This is a genomic window from Catellatospora sp. NPDC049133 (assembly GCF_040648455.1).
GTDB lineage: Bacteria > Actinomycetota > Actinomycetes > Mycobacteriales > Micromonosporaceae > Catellatospora > Catellatospora aurea.
Genome location: NZ_JBEZDT010000007.1, coordinates 1 through 15707, shown reverse-complemented (window position 1 = coordinate 15707; position 15707 = coordinate 1). Strand labels below are relative to the sequence as shown.

Genomic DNA, 15707 nt, shown 5'->3' with positions numbered 1-15707 from the left:
ATGTCATGCAGGTGGAGCGCCGGTCGAGGCGGGCCGGACGGGTGCTGTTGGTGGACGCCGCCGGACGGCTGCTGCTGTTCCGCGGCAGCGACCCCCGGCACCCGGATGTGCATTACTGGTTCACCCCCGGTGGCGGCCTCGACGACGGCGAGACGACCGCGCAGGCGGCGGCCCGGGAGCTGTACGAGGAGACCGGCCTCGCGGTGCCCTCGGCCGAGCTGGGCCCCGTCGTGCACTCGGAGGTCGCGGAGTTCTCCTTCGACGGCGTCGCCTACCGCCAGGAGCAGGACTTCTACTTGGTACGGGTGCCCGAGTGGCGTGTCGACACCAGCGGCTTCGACGAGGTCGAGCAGCGGTGGGTGCACGCCCACCACTGGTGGAGCGTGCCGGAGTTGCGGGAGACGGCCGAGGTCCTCTACCCGGCGGACCTGGTCGCGGTGCTCGACGGCGCGGGGGTCGGCCCGTGCTGAGCCCGTCGCGTCCGGTGCTGCGCGTGGACGGCGGCGTCTACGCCCTGGAGCGCGCGCTGCAGCGCCGCGGCTTCGCGGTGGTAGCGGGCGCTGACGAGGCGGGCCGCGGGGCCTGTGCGGGGCCGCTGGTGGCCGCTGCGGTGGTGCTGCCGGACAGCAAGCGCGCCGAGATCGAGGGGCTGACCGACTCGAAGCTGCTCACCCCGGCCACCCGGGACCGGATCTTCGACGTGGTGCGGGCGTCCGCCCTGGCGTACGCCGTGGTGGTCATCGAGCCCGAGGAGATCGACCGGCGCGGGCTGCACGTGTGCAACGTCGCGGCGATGCGGCGCGCGCTGGCGGCGCTGACCACGCGCCCGGCGTACGTGCTGACCGACGGCTTCCCGGTGGACGGGCTGGGTGTGCCCAACCTCGCGGTGTGGAAGGGCGACCAGGTCGCGGCCTGTGTCGCGGCCGCCAGCGTGCTGGCGAAGGTGTCGCGCGACCGGATCATGACACAGCTCGATATGGTGTATCCGCAGTACGGCTTCGCGCTGCACAAGGGGTACAGCACCGCCGAGCACCAGGCGGCGCTGACCGAGCACGGGCCGAGCCCGGTGCACCGCCGCTCGTACCAGAACGTGGCACGGGCGGAGCGGGGACGAAACGGGCAGCGCGGGGTGGCCGAGCTGACGGCGTCGACCGGCCTCCGTGGCTAAACGCGCGCCGCTGGGCGCGGCGCGGTACGGTTCATCGGCAGGATGTGGGCCGCAGGAGGGCGAACGATGAGCGCAGAGGATCTCGAGAAGTACGAGACCGACATGGAGCTGCAGCTCTACCGGGAGTATCGCGACATCGTGCGCCAATTCTCCTACGTGGTGGAGACCGAGCGCCGGTTCTACCTGGCCAACCAGGTGGACCTGCACGTGCGCAACTCCGACGGCGAGGTCTACTTCGAGGTCGAGATGCACGATGCCTGGGTCTGGGACATGTACCGTCCCGCCCGCTTCGTGAAGAATGTCCGAGTGATGACCTTCAAGGACGTCAACGTCGAGGAGCTGGAGAAGCCCGACATCTCGCTGCCCACGGAGGGCGGTTTCTGAGCACCCGGCTCTAGCACACCGGGCGCGTGATCGGGCGGTTGTCCCCAACCGCCCGGTTGTCCACAGGCGCGCCTCGTCGCATGTCGCGGGGCGGCCCGGCCGTCGGGCACGCTGCCGCCGTGAGAACCACCCTCGCGCCCACCGCGGCGCTCCTGCTGATCATCGGTGCCCTTCCGCCCGCTCCCGCCGCCGCCCGGACCGCCGGGGATCGGCCCGTCGCGGCAGGCGCGGCCCGGCCGCGCACTCCGCTCACCCGCCCGCCCACCGAGCGACCGGTGCTGGCCGGACTGCCGCCGCCGGGGCTGCGCACGTCGTCCGAGCCGCTCGGGTGGGAGATGCAGGCGTCGGAGTCGCTGGCGTTCGGACTGCGGGCGTCGGAACTGCGGGCGTCGGCCGGATGGCGGTGGCCGTTGGCCGGCACGCCGCGCCTGGTGCGCGGATTCGATCCACCGCCGCAGCCGTGGTTGCCGGGCCATCGCGGCGTCGACCTGGCGGCGTCACCGGGCACCCCGGTCCTGGCCGCCGGCGGCGGGACCGTCGTCTACGCGGGGGTGCTGGCCGGACGGGGCGTCGTCAGCGTCGACCATCCCGGCGGGCTGCGCACGACGTACGAGCCCGTGGACGCGCTGGTCGAAGCCGGTGACGTCGTCGCCGCCGGGAGCACGATCGGGCTGCTGGCCGCAGGTCACCCCGGTTGCTCCGCGTCCGCCTGCCTGCACTGGGGACTGCGGCGCGGGGCCGTCTACCTCGACCCGCTGGCCGTGCTGGGCCTGGCCCGGGTGCGCCTGCTGCCCGGCGGCGGCCCGGCCCGCACCTGGCGACTGACCGGCGAGATCCCGCTGAACCCGGCCGCCTGAAGATCGCTGTTTCCGGTCAGAACCTGCGGTGAGACCCGAGTTCATGACCGGAAACAGTGATCTCCGTGGCCGTCACCCGCGGCGGATGCCGAGGTGGCAGGGATTGCGGGGAGCGGTCGCTCAGCCGCGCAGCAGGCCCGGAAGGCCCGCGGCGAGCCGCTCGTAGTCGGCGGCGGTGTTGTAGATCTGGGCGCTGATCCGCAGGAAGGCGCGGTCGCGCCACCACATCACGTTCGGTTCGGCGGCGAGTTCGACGCTGATCCGGGTGCGCAGCGCGGCCGTCTCCGTGAGGTCGCGTACCGCGCCCGCGGGCAGCGGCAGCAGCCGCATGGGCACCTCCGGGCCCGGGTCGGGCAGCGCGTCCGGGTCCAGGCCGAGCGCCTCGCCGATCACCCGCTGGCCGTACGCGGCGAGCGCGACGTTGTGCCGCTGGATCGTGTCGAAGCCGTAGCGGCCGAAGACGTCCAGCCCGACCGGCGCGGCCAGCCAGGGGCTGTGGTCGAGGGTGCCCTGCTGCTCCAGGAACAGCGGGAAGCCGTCCGGCTGGGAGTGCGACACGACCAGCGGCACCATCCGCTCCCGCCAGGCCGGGGCGACCTGGAGCAGCGCGGTCCCCGGCGGCGCGTACGCCCACTTGTGCAGGTTGCCCACCCAGAAGTCGGCGTCCAGGCCGGCCAGCGGGCGGTCCAGCATGCCGGGCGCGTGTGCGCCGTCCACCAGCAGCGGCACACCGCGTTCGCGCAGCGCGGCGGCGAGCGCGTGCACCGGGTGCCGCTGCGCGGTGGCCGAGGACACCTGGTCGACGATCACGAGCCGGGTGCGCGGGCCGACCCGGTCGAGCACCGCGGCGACCGTGTCGGCCTCGGACGCGCCCAGCTCGACCGGGGCGGTAACCACGCGTACGCCGTGCCGCCGCCGCTGCTCGTCCACGGCCAGTTCGACGGCGTGGTAGCCGTGGTCGGTCACCACGATCTCGTCGCCCGCGCCCGGCGCGACCGCCGCCAGCACGATCGCGGTGCCCGTGGTGGCGTTCGCGACGAACGCGGCGCCCGCGGGGTCCGCCCCGCAGAACACCGCCGTGACCTCGCGGGCCGCGGCGACCCGCTGCCACAGCCCCGACGTGACGAACCTGGTCGGATTCGCGTCGTGCTCGTCGATCAGCCGCTGCCGGGCCTCGCGGACCGGCAGCGGGACCGCGCCGAACGAGCCGTGATTGACATGCGCGACCGCCGGGTCGAGCGCGAACAGCTCGCGAGCCCCGTCCAGCGGGGTGGGGGGATCACCGATCATGTACCCGGAGTCTAGGCCTTCCGCCGGTCCGGCAGGGGTCGGGCGTAACCGCCGCCGTGCTCGCGCAGATGGCCTCGCAGCACCAGGGACGGCAGGATAGCCAGCGCGCCGCGCAGGGACACCCCGGCGTCGGCGGCGATCTGCTCGGCGTACGCCCCGCCGCGCCGGGGCACCGCGTCCACCAGCTGCTTCTCCATCGGATCGAGCACGTCCTGCGGCCGCGCCGCGCCCCGGGGCACCGGGGCCAGCTCGCCGATGCCGCCCACCTCCTCCAGCACCTGCTCCACCGTGGAGACCAGCCGCACCGGCTCGTGCGGCTCGCGGCGCAACTCCTCGTGGCAGCCGACCGACAGCTCCGAGGTGACCGGCCCCGGCACCGCCATCGCGGCGCGGCGCAGCTGCCGGGCCCGGCGCAGGGTCTGCCGGGCACCGCTGCGCGCGGCCGCCTCGACCAGCACGGTGCCCCGCGACAGCGCGGCGATGACCCGGTTACGCACCAGGAAGCGCACCTTGAACGGGGCCGTCCCGGGCGGCCACTCGCTGATCAGCAGGCCCTCCTCGGCGATCTGGTCGAACAGGTTGCTGTTGCTCTGCGGGTACGGCCGGTCCACGCCGCAGGCCAGCACCGCCACGGTGAGGCCGCCCGCGGCCAGCGCGGCCCGGTGCGCCACCGCGTCGATGCCGTACGCGCCGCCGGACACCACCGTCCAGCCCCGGTCGGCCAGCCCGTAGCCCAGTTCCGTCGCCGCGTGCGTGCCGTAGACCGTGTTGGCCCGCGCGCCGACCATGGCCACGGACCGCTCGACCGCGTCGTCGAGCCGGTGCGGCCCGCGCAACCACAGGCAGTGCGGCGGGTAGGTGTCGCGGTCGATCGTGTTGGGGCCGTCGACGCTGATGTGCCTTAGATCGGCCAGCCGGGCGGGCCACTCGCCGGACTCCGGCGTGAGCACCCGTACGCCCAGCCGTTCGGCGCGTTCCCGGAGCCGTTCGGCGAGCTCCGCGTGCGGCCGGCCGTTCAGGCGCAGCTCCGCCGCCTCGGCCAGCGGGCCGCTCTCGTGTCCCGCGGCGAGCCGGTCCAGCGCCTCCACCGGGCCGTACGCGGTGACCAGCTCGTACAGGCGGCGGCTGCCGGGTTCGACCAGGCTGCCGAGCACCAGCCGGGCGTCGCGGACCGCCCGCTCGTCGGCGGAGTCGGCGGGGATGTCGACGATGTTCACGGCTTACCTCCGTCACGCAGGGTCAGGGCAGTGTTGATCTCGGCTTTGCCGGGCCGGTCCAGCCCGGTCAGGTCGCTCAGCGTCCAGGCCAGGCGGAGCACCTTGTCGTGGCCCCGGGCGGACATCGCGCCGGTGTCCAGCCGCCGGCGCAGCTCCTGGGTCACGTCGTCGGGCAGCCGCCAGCGGCGCTGCCGCAGCACGGTGCCCGGCACCTCGCCGTTGCACCGCGCGTCAAGCCCGGCCCAGCGTGCGGCGGCCGTCTCCCGAGCCGCGGCCACGCGCTGCGCCACCACCGGCGAGGACTCCCTGGCCGTCGCGTCCGTGAACAGGTGGGCCGCCTTCAGCGGCGGCAGTTCCAACTGGATGTCGATGCGGTCCAGCAGCGGCCCGGAGATGCGCCCCAGGTAACGCCGCCGGACCTGGGGCGTGCAGGCGCACGCGGCATCGCCGGTGGGCCGCGCGCACGGGCACGGGTTGGCCGCCAGCACCACCTGCACCTGAGCCGGGTACACCACCACCCCGCGCGAGCGGCCCAGCGTGACCGTCCCGTCCTCCAGCGGCTGGCGCAGCGTGTCCAGCGCCTGCCGGGTGAACTCGGGAGCCTCGTCGAGGAACAGCACGCCCCGGTGCGCCAGCGACAGCGCGCCGGGCCGGGCCAGCCCGCTGCCGCCGCCGACCAGCGCCGGAACCGACGCGGTGTGGTGGGGTGCCTGGTAGGGCGGGCGGCGCAGCAGCGGCTCACCGGGCGAGAGAACGCCGGCGATCGAGTGCAGCGCGGTGACCTCCAGGGAGGCCGCGTCGTCCAGCCGTGGCAGCAGCGAGGGCAGCCGCTGCGCCAGCATGGTCTTGCCCGCGCCGGGTGGCCCGAACAGCGCCAGGTGGTGCCCGCCCGCGGCGGCCACCTCCAGGCCGAGCCGGCCCATCTCCTGCCCGGCGACGTCGGCCAGGTCGGGCTGCGGCCCGCCCGGCTGGGGCTGCGCGTCCGGCGGCTCGATCAGCGCGCACCGGCCGCGCAGGAAGCCGATCACCCGGCCCAGGTGGTCCGCGGCCAGCACCCGCATCCCGGGCACGAGCGCCGCCTCGGCCGCGTTGCCGACCGGCACGATCGTCTTCGCGATGCCCTGGCGCGCGGCGGCGGCCACCATCGGCAGCACCCCGCGTACCGGGCGCACCGAGCCGTCCAAGCCCAGCTCGCCGAGCACCAGCACGCCGTCGAGCCCGGCCAGCGGCAGCGTGCCGGTGCCCCCGAGGATCGACAACGCGATGGAAAGATCAAACGCCGAACCGCGTTTGCGTAAGTCGGCCGGATCGAGGTTGACGGCGATGCGCCGCTGGGGCCAGGGCTCCCCGGAGTTCACGATCGCCGCGCGCACCCGCTCGCGGGCCTCGTTGAGCGCGGAATCCGGCAGCCCGCTCAGCACCACCACCGGCAGGCCCGCGGCCAGGTCGGCCTCGACCCGCACGATGTGCCCCGTGACCCCCTCCAGCGCGGCACACAGCACCATCGCGTAACTCATCGAGCCCCTCCGCTCCGCTGCGGGCCTCGATGTGTTCTGTGCCTGCCGGCCTGAGTCCCTCCGCTTCGCAGCGGGCCTCGACGTGTCCTGTGCTCGTCGGCCTGAGTCGCTTCGCTTCGCCGACGCATGTCAGAACGCGCCGCGGATGTGGTCGACGACGGGGTCGGCGTCGCGCGGGGCGTACACGCTGACCACGTCGAAGCGGACCTCGCTGGGGCGTACGCCGGTGGCGGACAGCCACTGCGCGGCCAGTTGCCGCAGCCGGCGGACCTTGGCGCGGGCGACCGCCTCGGCGGGTGTGCCGTATGTCGCACCGCGGCGGGTCTTCACCTCGCAGAACACCACCGCGTCGCCGTCGCGGGCCACGATGTCGATCTCACCGGCCGCGCCGCGCCAGTTGCGGTCGAGCAGCACCATGCCCGCCGCCAGCAGATGGGCCGTGGCCAGGCGTTCTCCCCAGGCACCGAGGGCCTGTGTCACCTTCGTCATGAGCGCCGAGCGAACACGTGGATCGGCCGGATCGCCACGGCCGCAACGGGGCCGGCTGTGGACGGGGCGTCGCTTGTGGACATCCGCCTGATCATGTTGTTGATCTGTTAAGGCGGCCGCTCGTTGGCGTGAAGCTGAAATCTGCTCTACGGTGGGCGGCCGTGGACGGACATGACGATTTCGCCGAGTGGCCCAGCCCCTTCCGGGAGCAGCGGGGCGGCCGGGACGACCGGCGCGCACCGGACCAGTACGCATACGACTTCGACGGCGAATCCCGGGTGCCGGCCCCCCGCTCCGGCGACAGCCGCTACGCCTCGCTCGCCGAGCTGAGCAGCGGGCCGGGCGCCGGCCGCGACGACCGCGACTGGGACCGTGGCGGCGACCGCTACCAGGCCGACGCGGACTTCGCACCGCGCGGTCAGCGGTCCGGCCCGGCGATGCCGCCCGCCGACCCCGACTTCGCCCCGCGCGGGTCCCGCTCGGGCGCGCCGCTGCCCCCGCCGGACCCGGACTTCGCGCCGCGCGGCCAGCGCCCGGCCGAGCCGATGCCGGACATCGACTTCGCCCCGCGCAGCCCCCGCGAGCGCGGACCGGTCCCGCCGCCCGCGCTCGGCGGCCAGCCGATGGGCAACCCGGACCCGATCCAGCAGCCGACCTCGACCGTCGACGCGGCCGCGGTGCGCCGCTCGGTGGCCGATTCCGACGGGATCTACCGCAGCAAGCGGCCGGCCCTGCTGGTGGCGTTCTGGGCGCTGGCCGGGCTCGGCGAGCTGCTGATGCTGCGTCCGCTGCTGGCGGGCATGTTCAAGACCGAGGCCGGGCTCGCGCTGGCGCCGCTGCTGGCGATGACCGCTTTCCCGTTCCTGGCCCTCGGCCTGTACGCGCTGACCACGGGCGCGGCCACCGCGGTGCAGTTCCAGGGCCCCCGGGTCTGGCTGCGCACGCCGCTGGCCTACCTGCTCGTGGGCGCGGCGCTGATGCTGGCCGCGGCGACCGCCTCCTAGGGGTTCGTCCGGCGTTCACGGTGTCCCGGGCGAGAGTGACCCGGGGCACCGCGTACACTGGGTTATCGCGACCACTTCACGTGGTCGACTTCGCGCGCCCTCCCGCCTGTAGTCAGGCTGGGCGGCGGCCTCCCTGGTCCCCGTTCGCGGGGTTCCACCATGGCCGACGATCGGGCGCCAGGCGGCGGCCACCGGCCGCCGGTTCAACCAGGGAAAGCACGGGCCCCTGGCCCGTGCCGAGAAGATTGGCCTGCACATGGCTGTTGTCAGCATGCGCCAGCTGCTGGAGAGCGGCGTTCACTTCGGGCACCAGACCCGCCGCTGGAACCCGAAGATGAAGCGCTTCATCTTCACCGAGCGCAACGGCATCTACATCATCGACCTGCGCCAGACCCTCGACTACATCGAGAAGGCGTACGCGTTCGTCCGCAACACCGTGGCCGAGGGCGGCACCGTGCTGTTCGTCGGCACGAAGAAGCAGGCCCAGGAGGCCGTGGCCGAGCAGGCCGCGCGCGTGGGCATGCCCTACGTCAACCACCGCTGGCTGGGCGGCATGCTCACCAACTTCCAGACGGTGTACAAGCGGCTGCAGCGGATGAAGGAGCTGGAGTCGATCGACCTGACCGGCACCGCCGCGGGGTACACCAAGAAGGAGACCCTGCAGCTGTCGCGTGAGAAGACCAAGCTCACCAAGACCCTCGGTGGTCTGCGGGACATGCAGAAGCTCCCTGCCGCGGTCTGGATCGTGGACACCAAGAAGGAGCACATCGCCGTCGACGAGGCCCGCAAGCTGGGCATCCCGGTGATCGCGATCCTGGACACGAACTGCGACCCGGACGAGGTCGACTTCCCGATCCCGGGCAACGACGACGCGATCCGCTCGGCCGAGCTGCTGACCAAGGTCATCGCGACCGCGGTCGCCGACGGTCTGATCGCCCGCTCGGGCAAGGCCGCGCGCGGCGGCGACGTGAAGCCGGAGCCCGGCACCGTCGCGGCCGACGAGCCGCTGGCCGAGTGGGAGCAGGAGCTGCTGACCGGCGACAAGCCGGCCACCGAGGCTGCTGCCGCGCCTGCCGCTGAGTGACCCGCTGTCACACGGTGCGGGTCCCGGACCCGCACCGTGTGGTACGACTTGCGAAGTCTTCTACCAAAGAGGGAACTGATGTCCACTATTTCCGCTGCAGACGTCAAGCGGCTCCGTGAGCTGACCGGCTCCGGCATGATGGACTGCAAGAAGGCGCTCGAGGAGGCCGAGGGCGACTTCGACAAGGCCGTGGAGATCCTGCGCGTCAAGGGCGCCAAGGATGTCGGCAAGCGCGCCGGCCGCTCCACCGCCAACGGTCTGGTCGCCCACAAGGGCAACGCGATCCTCGAGCTGAACTGCGAGACGGACTTCGTCGCCAAGAACGACGCGTTCATCGCGCTCGCCGACCAGCTGGTCGCGCACGTCGCCGAGATCAAGCCGGCCGACGTGGACGCGCTGCTCGCGTCGAAGATCGGTGACGGCACCGTCGCCGACCTGATGCAGGACCAGTCGGCGAAGATCGGCGAGAAGCTGGTCATCGGCCGCTTCGCGGTGCTCGAGGGCGCCGTCGCGGTGTACATGCACCGCAAGAGCGCCGACCTGCCGCCGCAGGTGGGTGTCGCGGTCCAGTACAGCGGCAAGTCCGACGAGGCCGGCGCGGACGACGCCCGCTCGGTCGCGATGCAGATCGCGGCCATGCGGCCGAAGTTCGTCACCCGCGAGGAGGTGCCGGCCGAGGTCGTCGAGTCCGAGCGCCGCATCGCCGAGCAGACCGCTCGCGAGGAGGGCAAGCCCGAGGCCGCCCTGCCGAAGATCATCGAGGGCCGGGTGAACTCGTTCTTCAAGGACTTCGTCCTGATCGAGCAGCCGTCGGTCACCGATCAGAAGAAGACGGTGAAGCAGGTGCTGGCCGAGGCCGGCATCGAGGTCACCCGCTTCGCGCGGTTCGAGGTCGGCCAGGCCTGAACCGCCCCGAGCGGAACGTACTGAAGGAGGGAGGTCGCTGGTGGCAGCCAACGGCCTCCCTTTTCCATACCGTCTGCGGGGTCGCCGACGGTGAGACGAAAGGTCGCTGATGTCCGGACACCAGTTCAATCGGGTCGTGCTGAAGCTCTCCGGCGAGGTCTTCGGCGGTGGTGAAGTAGGCGTCGATCCGGACGTCGTGGCCGGGGTCGCCCGCCAGATCGCCACCGTGGTGCGCCGCGGCGTGCAGGTCGCCGTCGTCGTCGGTGGAGGCAACTTCTTCCGCGGGGCCGAGCTGCAGAAGCGCGGCATGGACCGGGCCCGCGCCGACTACATGGGCATGCTGGGCACGGTGATGAACTGCCTGGCGCTGCAGGACTTCCTGGAGAAGGAGGGCATCGAGACGCGGGTGCAGACCGCGATCACGATGGCCCAGGTCGCGGAGCAGTACATCCCGCTGCGCGCCATCCGGCACCTGGAGAAGGGCCGCGTGGTGATCTTCGGAGGCGGCGCCGGTATGCCGTACTTCACCACCGACACCGTTTCGGCCCAGCGCGCGCTGGAGATCCACGCCGACGTGGTGCTGATGAGCAAGAACGGCGTGGACGCGGTCTACACCGCAGACCCGCGCACCAATCCCGACGCGGTGCGGATCGACCAGATCACGTTCAGCGAGGTGCTGCGGCAGAACATCCGGGTGGCCGACGCCGCCGCGTTCAGCCTCTGCGCCGACAACGGCCTGCCGATGCTGGTCTTCGGCGCCGAGGGCGACGACACCATCGTGCGCGCCGTCAGCGGCGACAAGATCGGCACCCTGATCACCGCCTCCTGACCCACCCGCCCCACCCGCCCCACTGCCCGCCCCGCCCCCGGCCGCCCTCCCGCCGCAACTCTTGAAGACTTGCGGCTTGAGGCCCACTTCGTGGCCGCGACTCTTCAAGAGTTGCGGCGGATGGGGGCGGGGTGGGACGCCTCGCGCAGGGACGGACGTGACGGGCGGTACCCTATGGCCGCGTGGCGGACCGGTTCCGGGCGTGGAGACGGTGCGCGCAGCGGACACGTCCACGCGGGGTCGGACGTGATGCGAGCATGACGCCGCCGTCAGGCGGATGATCGAAGACAGAGCACAGCACGGAGTCAGTGCCCGGCGACCAGGTGCGCCGCGGGACGGCCCACAGGCCGCCGCGCCGCCACCGGTCGGACGCGGCACACGATCAGAGACGGAGAAGCCCGTGATCGACGACACCCTCCTCGAGGCCGAGGAGAAGATGGACCGGGCGGTCGACCACGCGAAGGAGGAGTTCGCGGCGATCCGCACGGGCCGTGCCAACGCGGCGATGTTCTCCAAGATCTTGATCGACTACTACGGCACGCCCACCCCGCTGCCGCAGATGGCTTCGATCGGCGTGCCCGAGCCGCGCATGGTGATCATCAAGCCGTACGACGCGTCCCAGCTGGGCGCGATGGAGCGCGCGATCCGCGACTCGGACCTGGGCGTCAACCCCGGCAACGAGGGCACTCAGCTGCGCATCGTCGTGCCGCCGATGACCGAGGAGCGCCGCCGCGACATGACCAAGGTCGCCCGCGGCAAGGGCGAGGACGCCAAGGTCGCCATCCGCAACGTGCGCCGCAAGGCCAAGGAGGAGCTCGACCGCATCGTCAAGGACGGCGAGGCGGGCGAGGACGACGGACGCCGGGCGGAGAAGGAGCTCGACGACCTGACCGCCAAGTACGTGGCGCACATCGACGAGCTCATCAAGCACAAGGAAGTCGAGCTGCTCGAAGTCTGATGAGCGAGCCATACGACACGGACCCTCGCCGGTCCGGCGCTTCCCGGGCGCGGCAGCCCTACGATGCCGCGCCCGACGCGTATGACGACCCCGCCGACGGCCCTGCCGACGAGCCGGCCCCGGCCGCCAAGGACTACGGGCGGGCCGGGCGCAACGTGCCCGTCTCCATCCTGGTCGCGGTCGGCCTGCTGCTGGTCATCCTGACGCCGCTGTTCTTCTTCAAGCCGCTGTTCCTGGTGATCCTGGTGGCCGCGACCGGCCTGGGCGTCTGGGAGATGACCCGCGCCCTGCGCACCTCCGGGGCCCGGCCGCCGCTGATCCCGCTGCTCGGCGGCGGGGTGGCGATGATGTGCCTGGCCTGGTTCTCCGGCGTCGACGCGCTCAGCATCGGCCTGCTGATCACCGTGCTGGCCACCATGGTGTGGCGGATGGGCGACGGCCCGGCGGGCTACCAGCGCGACATCGGCGCGGCCGCGCTGATCATGGTGTACGTCCCGTTCCTGCTCAGCTTCGCCGCCCCGCTGACCACGCCCGAGGACGGCAAGTGGCGCATCGTGGCGACGCTGGCCGCGGTCGTGCTCTCCGACACCGGCGGTTTCGTGGCGGGGGTGCTCTTCGGCAAGCACCCGATGGCCCCGACGATCAGCCCGAAGAAGTCCTGGGAGGGCTTCGCCGGCTCGATCATCGCCACCGGTGCGGGCAGCGCGGCGATCCTGTGGGCCCTGCTGGACGTGGCGCCCTGGAAGGGCGTGCTGTTCGGCATGGTGGTGTCCGTCGCGGCGGTGCTCGGCGATCTGGCCGAGTCACTGCTCAAGCGCGACCTCGGCATCAAGGACATGAGCAACATCCTGCCCGGTCACGGCGGCATCATGGACCGGCTGGACTCGATCGTCTTCGCCGTGCCGACCGCGTACCTGTTGCTGTCCGTGCTCGCGCCTGTGGCGTGAGGTGAGACACAGCGGGTGGCGCGGGCAGGCGTGGCACCACCCCGAGCAGCACTGTTGGCACCATCGAGGGCTGTCGCCCTCGCGTGGACGTGGGACACTGGACCAGTCATGACGAGCCTTCCGTTGATTTCCGTTACCGATGGTGACGGCGCCACTGCGCGCCGCGCCTCCATGCCCCCGCGCCACCTGGCCGACCTGGATCTCGCCGGTCGGCGCAGCGCCGTGTCCGACCTCGGTGAGCAGGCCTTCCGCGCCACCCAGCTGTCGACGCACTACTTCGGGCGGCTGGAGCGCGACCCGGCGGGCATGACCGACATCCCGGCTGCGGCGCGCGAGCGCCTGTCCGAGCAACTGCTGCCCAAGCTGCTGACCCCGGTGCGTGAGCTGGCCTGCGACGACGGCGCCACCCGCAAGGCGCTGTGGCGCCTGCACGACGGCTCCATGGTCGAGAGCGTGCTGATGGGCTACGGCGACCGGGTCACGGTCTGCATCTCCAGCCAGGCCGGCTGCGGCATGGCGTGCCCGTTCTGCGCCACCGGGCAGGCGGGGCTGACCCGCAACCTGTCCACCGCCGAGATCGTCGACCAGGTGGTGTACCTGGCGGGGGTCGCGCAGTCGGGCGTGATGGGCGGCGAGCCGCGCCGGCTGAGCAACGTGGTCTTCATGGGCATGGGCGAGCCGCTGGCCAACTACAGCCGGGTCATCGCCGCGGTGCGGCGTCTCACCAGCCCGGCTCCCGAGGGCCTGGGCCTGTCCCAGCGGCACGTGACGGTCTCCACGGTGGGTCTGGTCCCGGCGATGCGCAAGCTCGCGGAGGAAGACCTCTCCGTGACTCTTGCGCTCTCGCTGCACGCGCCTGATGATGACCTTCGCGACGAACTCGTGCCGGTGAACCAGCGGTGGAAGGTCGCCGAAGTGCTCGACGCCGCGTGGGCGTACGCCGCTCGCACGGGCCGCCGGGTCAGCATCGAGTACGCCATGATCAGGGACGTGAACGACCAGCCGTGGCGGGCCGACCTGCTGGGTCGCCTGCTTGCGGGGCGGCTGGCGCACGTCAATCTCATCCCGCTCAACCCCACGCCCGGCAGCAAGTGGGACGCGAGTCCCAAGCCGGTCGAGCGGGAGTTCGTCCGGAGGTTGCGCGCGGCCGGAGTGGCCACTACGGTGCGTGACACCCGGGGACGCGAGATTGACGGCGCATGTGGACAGTTGGCTGCGAGCGAGGTTGAGGCATGAGCGTTAACAGGATTGAGGTTTCGGCGTGAGCTCGCATGGTCAGCGGTTCCGCCGCCGGGCGGTCCGTCGCGGTTACAAGGTCGACGAGGTGGACACGTTCCTCGACCGGGTGGAGGCGACGCTCAACGGCGCCCCCGTCGGCCCCGAGGTGAGGTCGCAGGAGGTCCGGGACGTCGTGTTCCGGGTGCGCTTCGGCGGCTACGACGAATGGCAGGTCGACCTGCACCTGGACCGGGTCGAGCGCCAGCTCGCCGAGCTGGAGGAGCGGCCGGCCGCGCCGGGTCGCGGCGCTGAGCTGCGCGCCGGCCTGGGCGCTCCGACTCCCGCCCCCGCGCCCGTGCCGGATCGGATGGGTCCGCCGCCCCCGCCGCTACCGACCCGCACCCCGGCGGCCAACGCGCCGACCGGTGCCCTGCCGCGCTACGAGCAGCCGCGCTTCGACGAGCAGCCCTCGTACGCGGGCCAGCCCGGGATGGGCCCGAACACCGGTGGCCAGGTCCCGGTGGTTCCGCCCGGCCCGCAGGGCAGCTTCGACGGCTTCGGCGGCGGCCACGGCCGGGCCGACATGACCAGCGAGATCCGGATGGAGCGGCCGCAGCCGCCGCGCAATGAGCCGCCCCGAGTCGACCCGTACGGGCCCAGCAGCGGTTTCGGTTCGGTGACTGCGCAGCAGCCGGTGTACGGCGGCGGCGCGCCCCAGCGCGGCTACGACAACGACGCCACGAACACCTTCGGCGCGGTGCCGCCCGCCTCGGCGAACCCGTCCACGTACGGTGGCGGCGGCGGTTTCGCCCCGCCCCCGCCCCCGCCGCCGGCGGCGCCCGCGGGCCCGGCCTACACCGGTGAGCTGGCCCGGGTGGACCAGCTGCGGCGCACGTTCCAGCTGCGCCGGTTCGGCAGCGGCTACGACCCGCAGCAGGTCGACCGGCTCTTCGAGACCGTCCTGGGCTCGCTGTCGGGCCGCACCGGCGGCACGGTCAACGAGGGTGAGCTCGACCCGAGCCGGCTCGGCCTGGTCCCCGGCGGCTACTACGAGGCCGAGGTCGAGCAGGCGCTGCGCGAGGTGCGCGACATCGTCGCCCGCCGCTGACCGGCGAAAGCATGACGGCCCCGGCCGCGACCCTGTGACAGGGCGCGGCCGGGGCCACTTTCTGATCAACTCAGCCGACCAGTTCGGCCGACCGGGGTCGGTCGCCGGTCAGTCGCGCAGGCCGTTGCGGCGCAGCACGATGTCGATGATCATGATCGCGGCGAGGATGCCGGCGATGCTGATCAGCCAGATCGACTCGACGTTGCCCTCGTGGTTGCCGAACAGCATCAGCAGCAGCGCGACGATGACCACGGTCCCGGCGATCCGGGCGGCCTTCACCGGGGTGGGGGCGTGCTGGTCGGGCGAGGTTACCGGCTCTTCTGCGGCCACGATCAGGTCCTTCTCTCTCGACTCCAGGCCTCCGCCGACGGAGTGCGTCGCGGTGGCGGCAATACAGTCTGGCATGTCGTGATCCAGTGCTCGGGGGGAGTCCGGCATCCCACGGCCGAGGTGGCGGTGGACGGGCCCGCCGGAGCGCTCAGGTAGCGTCTATCAGGTCGGCTTACGCGGCGAGAAGGGAAACGGGAAGTGCGGATCACCGGTACGGGACACGCCAGCATGCGGATCGATACGGCGGTGGGTTCGATCCTGTGCGATCCGTGGGTGAACCCGGCGTACTTCGCCTCGTGGTTCCCGTTCCCGGACAACTCGCAGCTCGACTGGGAGCACCTCGGCGACGTCGACTACCTGTACGTCTCCCACCTGCACCGGGACCACTTCGACGCGGCGCA

General features: G+C 72.5%; 17 protein-coding genes and 1 pseudogene. 13 read left to right on the top strand and 5 right to left on the bottom strand.

The genetic code is table 11. From position 1 onward, the window contains the following. Nucleotides 1-5: 5 nt before the first annotated feature. The 4 genes from AB0B35_RS09505 (at nucleotide 6) to AB0B35_RS09490 (ending at nucleotide 2409) form a co-directional block, all read left to right on the top strand. Nucleotides 6-470: an NUDIX domain-containing protein gene (locus AB0B35_RS09505; protein ID WP_361042895.1), complete on the top strand. Its 465-nt coding sequence runs from the start codon at nucleotides 6-8 to the stop codon at nucleotides 468-470. Further along, complete coding sequence (locus tag AB0B35_RS09500) at nucleotides 464-1168, top strand: ribonuclease HII (protein ID WP_361042892.1); 705 nt, start codon at nucleotides 464-466, stop codon at nucleotides 1166-1168. Before AB0B35_RS09505 ends, AB0B35_RS09500 begins: the two co-directional genes overlap by 7 nt. Before the next feature lie 66 nt (nucleotides 1169-1234). Beyond that, entirely contained in the window at nucleotides 1235-1552 is a 318-nt protein-coding gene (locus AB0B35_RS09495; protein ID WP_020523399.1) for a DUF2469 domain-containing protein, read from the top strand. A 119-nt stretch (nucleotides 1553-1671) separates the two neighbouring features. Continuing rightward, complete coding sequence (locus tag AB0B35_RS09490) at nucleotides 1672-2409, top strand: M23 family metallopeptidase (protein ID WP_361042889.1); 738 nt, start codon at nucleotides 1672-1674, stop codon at nucleotides 2407-2409. A gap of 120 nt (nucleotides 2410-2529) precedes the next feature. Here AB0B35_RS09490 and AB0B35_RS09485 read toward each other — a convergent pair whose 3' ends face one another. From AB0B35_RS09485 to AB0B35_RS09470, 4 genes are all read right to left on the bottom strand, one after another. Further along, complete coding sequence (locus AB0B35_RS09485; RefSeq protein WP_361042886.1) at nucleotides 2530-3699, bottom strand: aminotransferase class V-fold PLP-dependent enzyme; 1170 nt, start codon at nucleotides 3697-3699, stop codon at nucleotides 2530-2532. A gap of 11 nt (nucleotides 3700-3710) precedes the next feature. Then, complete coding sequence (gene dprA, locus AB0B35_RS09480; RefSeq protein ID WP_361042883.1) at nucleotides 3711-4916, bottom strand: DNA-processing protein DprA; 1206 nt, start codon at nucleotides 4914-4916, stop codon at nucleotides 3711-3713. Next, complete coding sequence (locus AB0B35_RS09475; protein ID WP_361042880.1) at nucleotides 4913-6433, bottom strand: YifB family Mg chelatase-like AAA ATPase; 1521 nt, start codon at nucleotides 6431-6433, stop codon at nucleotides 4913-4915. The genes dprA and AB0B35_RS09475 overlap by 4 nt, the downstream gene beginning before the upstream one ends. A gap of 129 nt (nucleotides 6434-6562) precedes the next feature. Continuing rightward, complete coding sequence (locus tag AB0B35_RS09470) at nucleotides 6563-6922, bottom strand: YraN family protein (RefSeq protein ID WP_361042877.1); 360 nt, start codon at nucleotides 6920-6922, stop codon at nucleotides 6563-6565. Between the two features lie 161 nt (nucleotides 6923-7083). Here AB0B35_RS09470 and AB0B35_RS09465 point away from each other — a divergent pair, with 161 nt between their 5' ends. The 8 genes and pseudogenes from AB0B35_RS09465 to AB0B35_RS09430 all read left to right on the top strand — a co-directional run bounded on the left by AB0B35_RS09465 (nucleotide 7084) and on the right by AB0B35_RS09430 (nucleotide 14976). Next, a complete protein-coding gene (locus AB0B35_RS09465; RefSeq protein ID WP_361042874.1) occupies nucleotides 7084-7926 on the top strand; it encodes a hypothetical protein in 843 nt (280 codons plus the stop codon). Nucleotides 7927-8182: 256 nt separating this feature from the next. Then, complete coding sequence (rpsB, locus tag AB0B35_RS09460; RefSeq protein ID WP_360520355.1) at nucleotides 8183-9010, top strand: 30S ribosomal protein S2; 828 nt, start codon at nucleotides 8183-8185, stop codon at nucleotides 9008-9010. Between the two features lie 78 nt (nucleotides 9011-9088). After that, nucleotides 9089-9916 (top strand): translation elongation factor Ts, encoded by an 828-nt coding sequence (gene tsf, locus AB0B35_RS09455; protein WP_361042871.1) that lies wholly within the window; start codon nucleotides 9089-9091, stop codon nucleotides 9914-9916. A gap of 109 nt (nucleotides 9917-10025) precedes the next feature. Further along, the gene (gene pyrH, locus AB0B35_RS09450; protein ID WP_120318522.1) at nucleotides 10026-10745 is read left to right on the top strand and encodes a UMP kinase; all 720 of its coding nucleotides are present in this window, start codon (nucleotides 10026-10028) and stop codon (nucleotides 10743-10745) included. Between the two features lie 400 nt (nucleotides 10746-11145). Further along, entirely contained in the window at nucleotides 11146-11703 is a 558-nt protein-coding gene (gene frr / locus AB0B35_RS09445) for a ribosome recycling factor (protein WP_360520349.1), read from the top strand. A gap of 137 nt (nucleotides 11704-11840) precedes the next feature. Next, nucleotides 11841-12650: pseudogene (locus tag AB0B35_RS09440) on the top strand (phosphatidate cytidylyltransferase); the annotation flags it as partial. A 108-nt stretch (nucleotides 12651-12758) separates the two neighbouring features. Beyond that, nucleotides 12759-13886, top strand: a complete 1128-nt coding sequence (gene rlmN, locus AB0B35_RS09435) for a 23S rRNA (adenine(2503)-C(2))-methyltransferase RlmN (protein WP_361042868.1) — start codon at nucleotides 12759-12761, stop codon at nucleotides 13884-13886. A gap of 25 nt (nucleotides 13887-13911) precedes the next feature. Continuing rightward, complete coding sequence (locus tag AB0B35_RS09430) at nucleotides 13912-14976, top strand: DivIVA domain-containing protein (protein ID WP_361042866.1); 1065 nt, start codon at nucleotides 13912-13914, stop codon at nucleotides 14974-14976. Nucleotides 14977-15084: 108 nt separating this feature from the next. On the opposite strand, the gene AB0B35_RS09425 is transcribed toward AB0B35_RS09430, so the two are convergent. After that, a complete protein-coding gene (locus AB0B35_RS09425) occupies nucleotides 15085-15306 on the bottom strand; it encodes a DUF2631 domain-containing protein (RefSeq protein WP_360521687.1) in 222 nt (73 codons plus the stop codon). Between the two features lie 198 nt (nucleotides 15307-15504). On the opposite strand from AB0B35_RS09425, the gene AB0B35_RS09420 reads away from it, so the two are divergent. After that, on the top strand, nucleotides 15505-15707 hold a 203-nt coding region (locus AB0B35_RS09420; protein ID WP_361042863.1), incomplete at its 3' end, for an MBL fold metallo-hydrolase.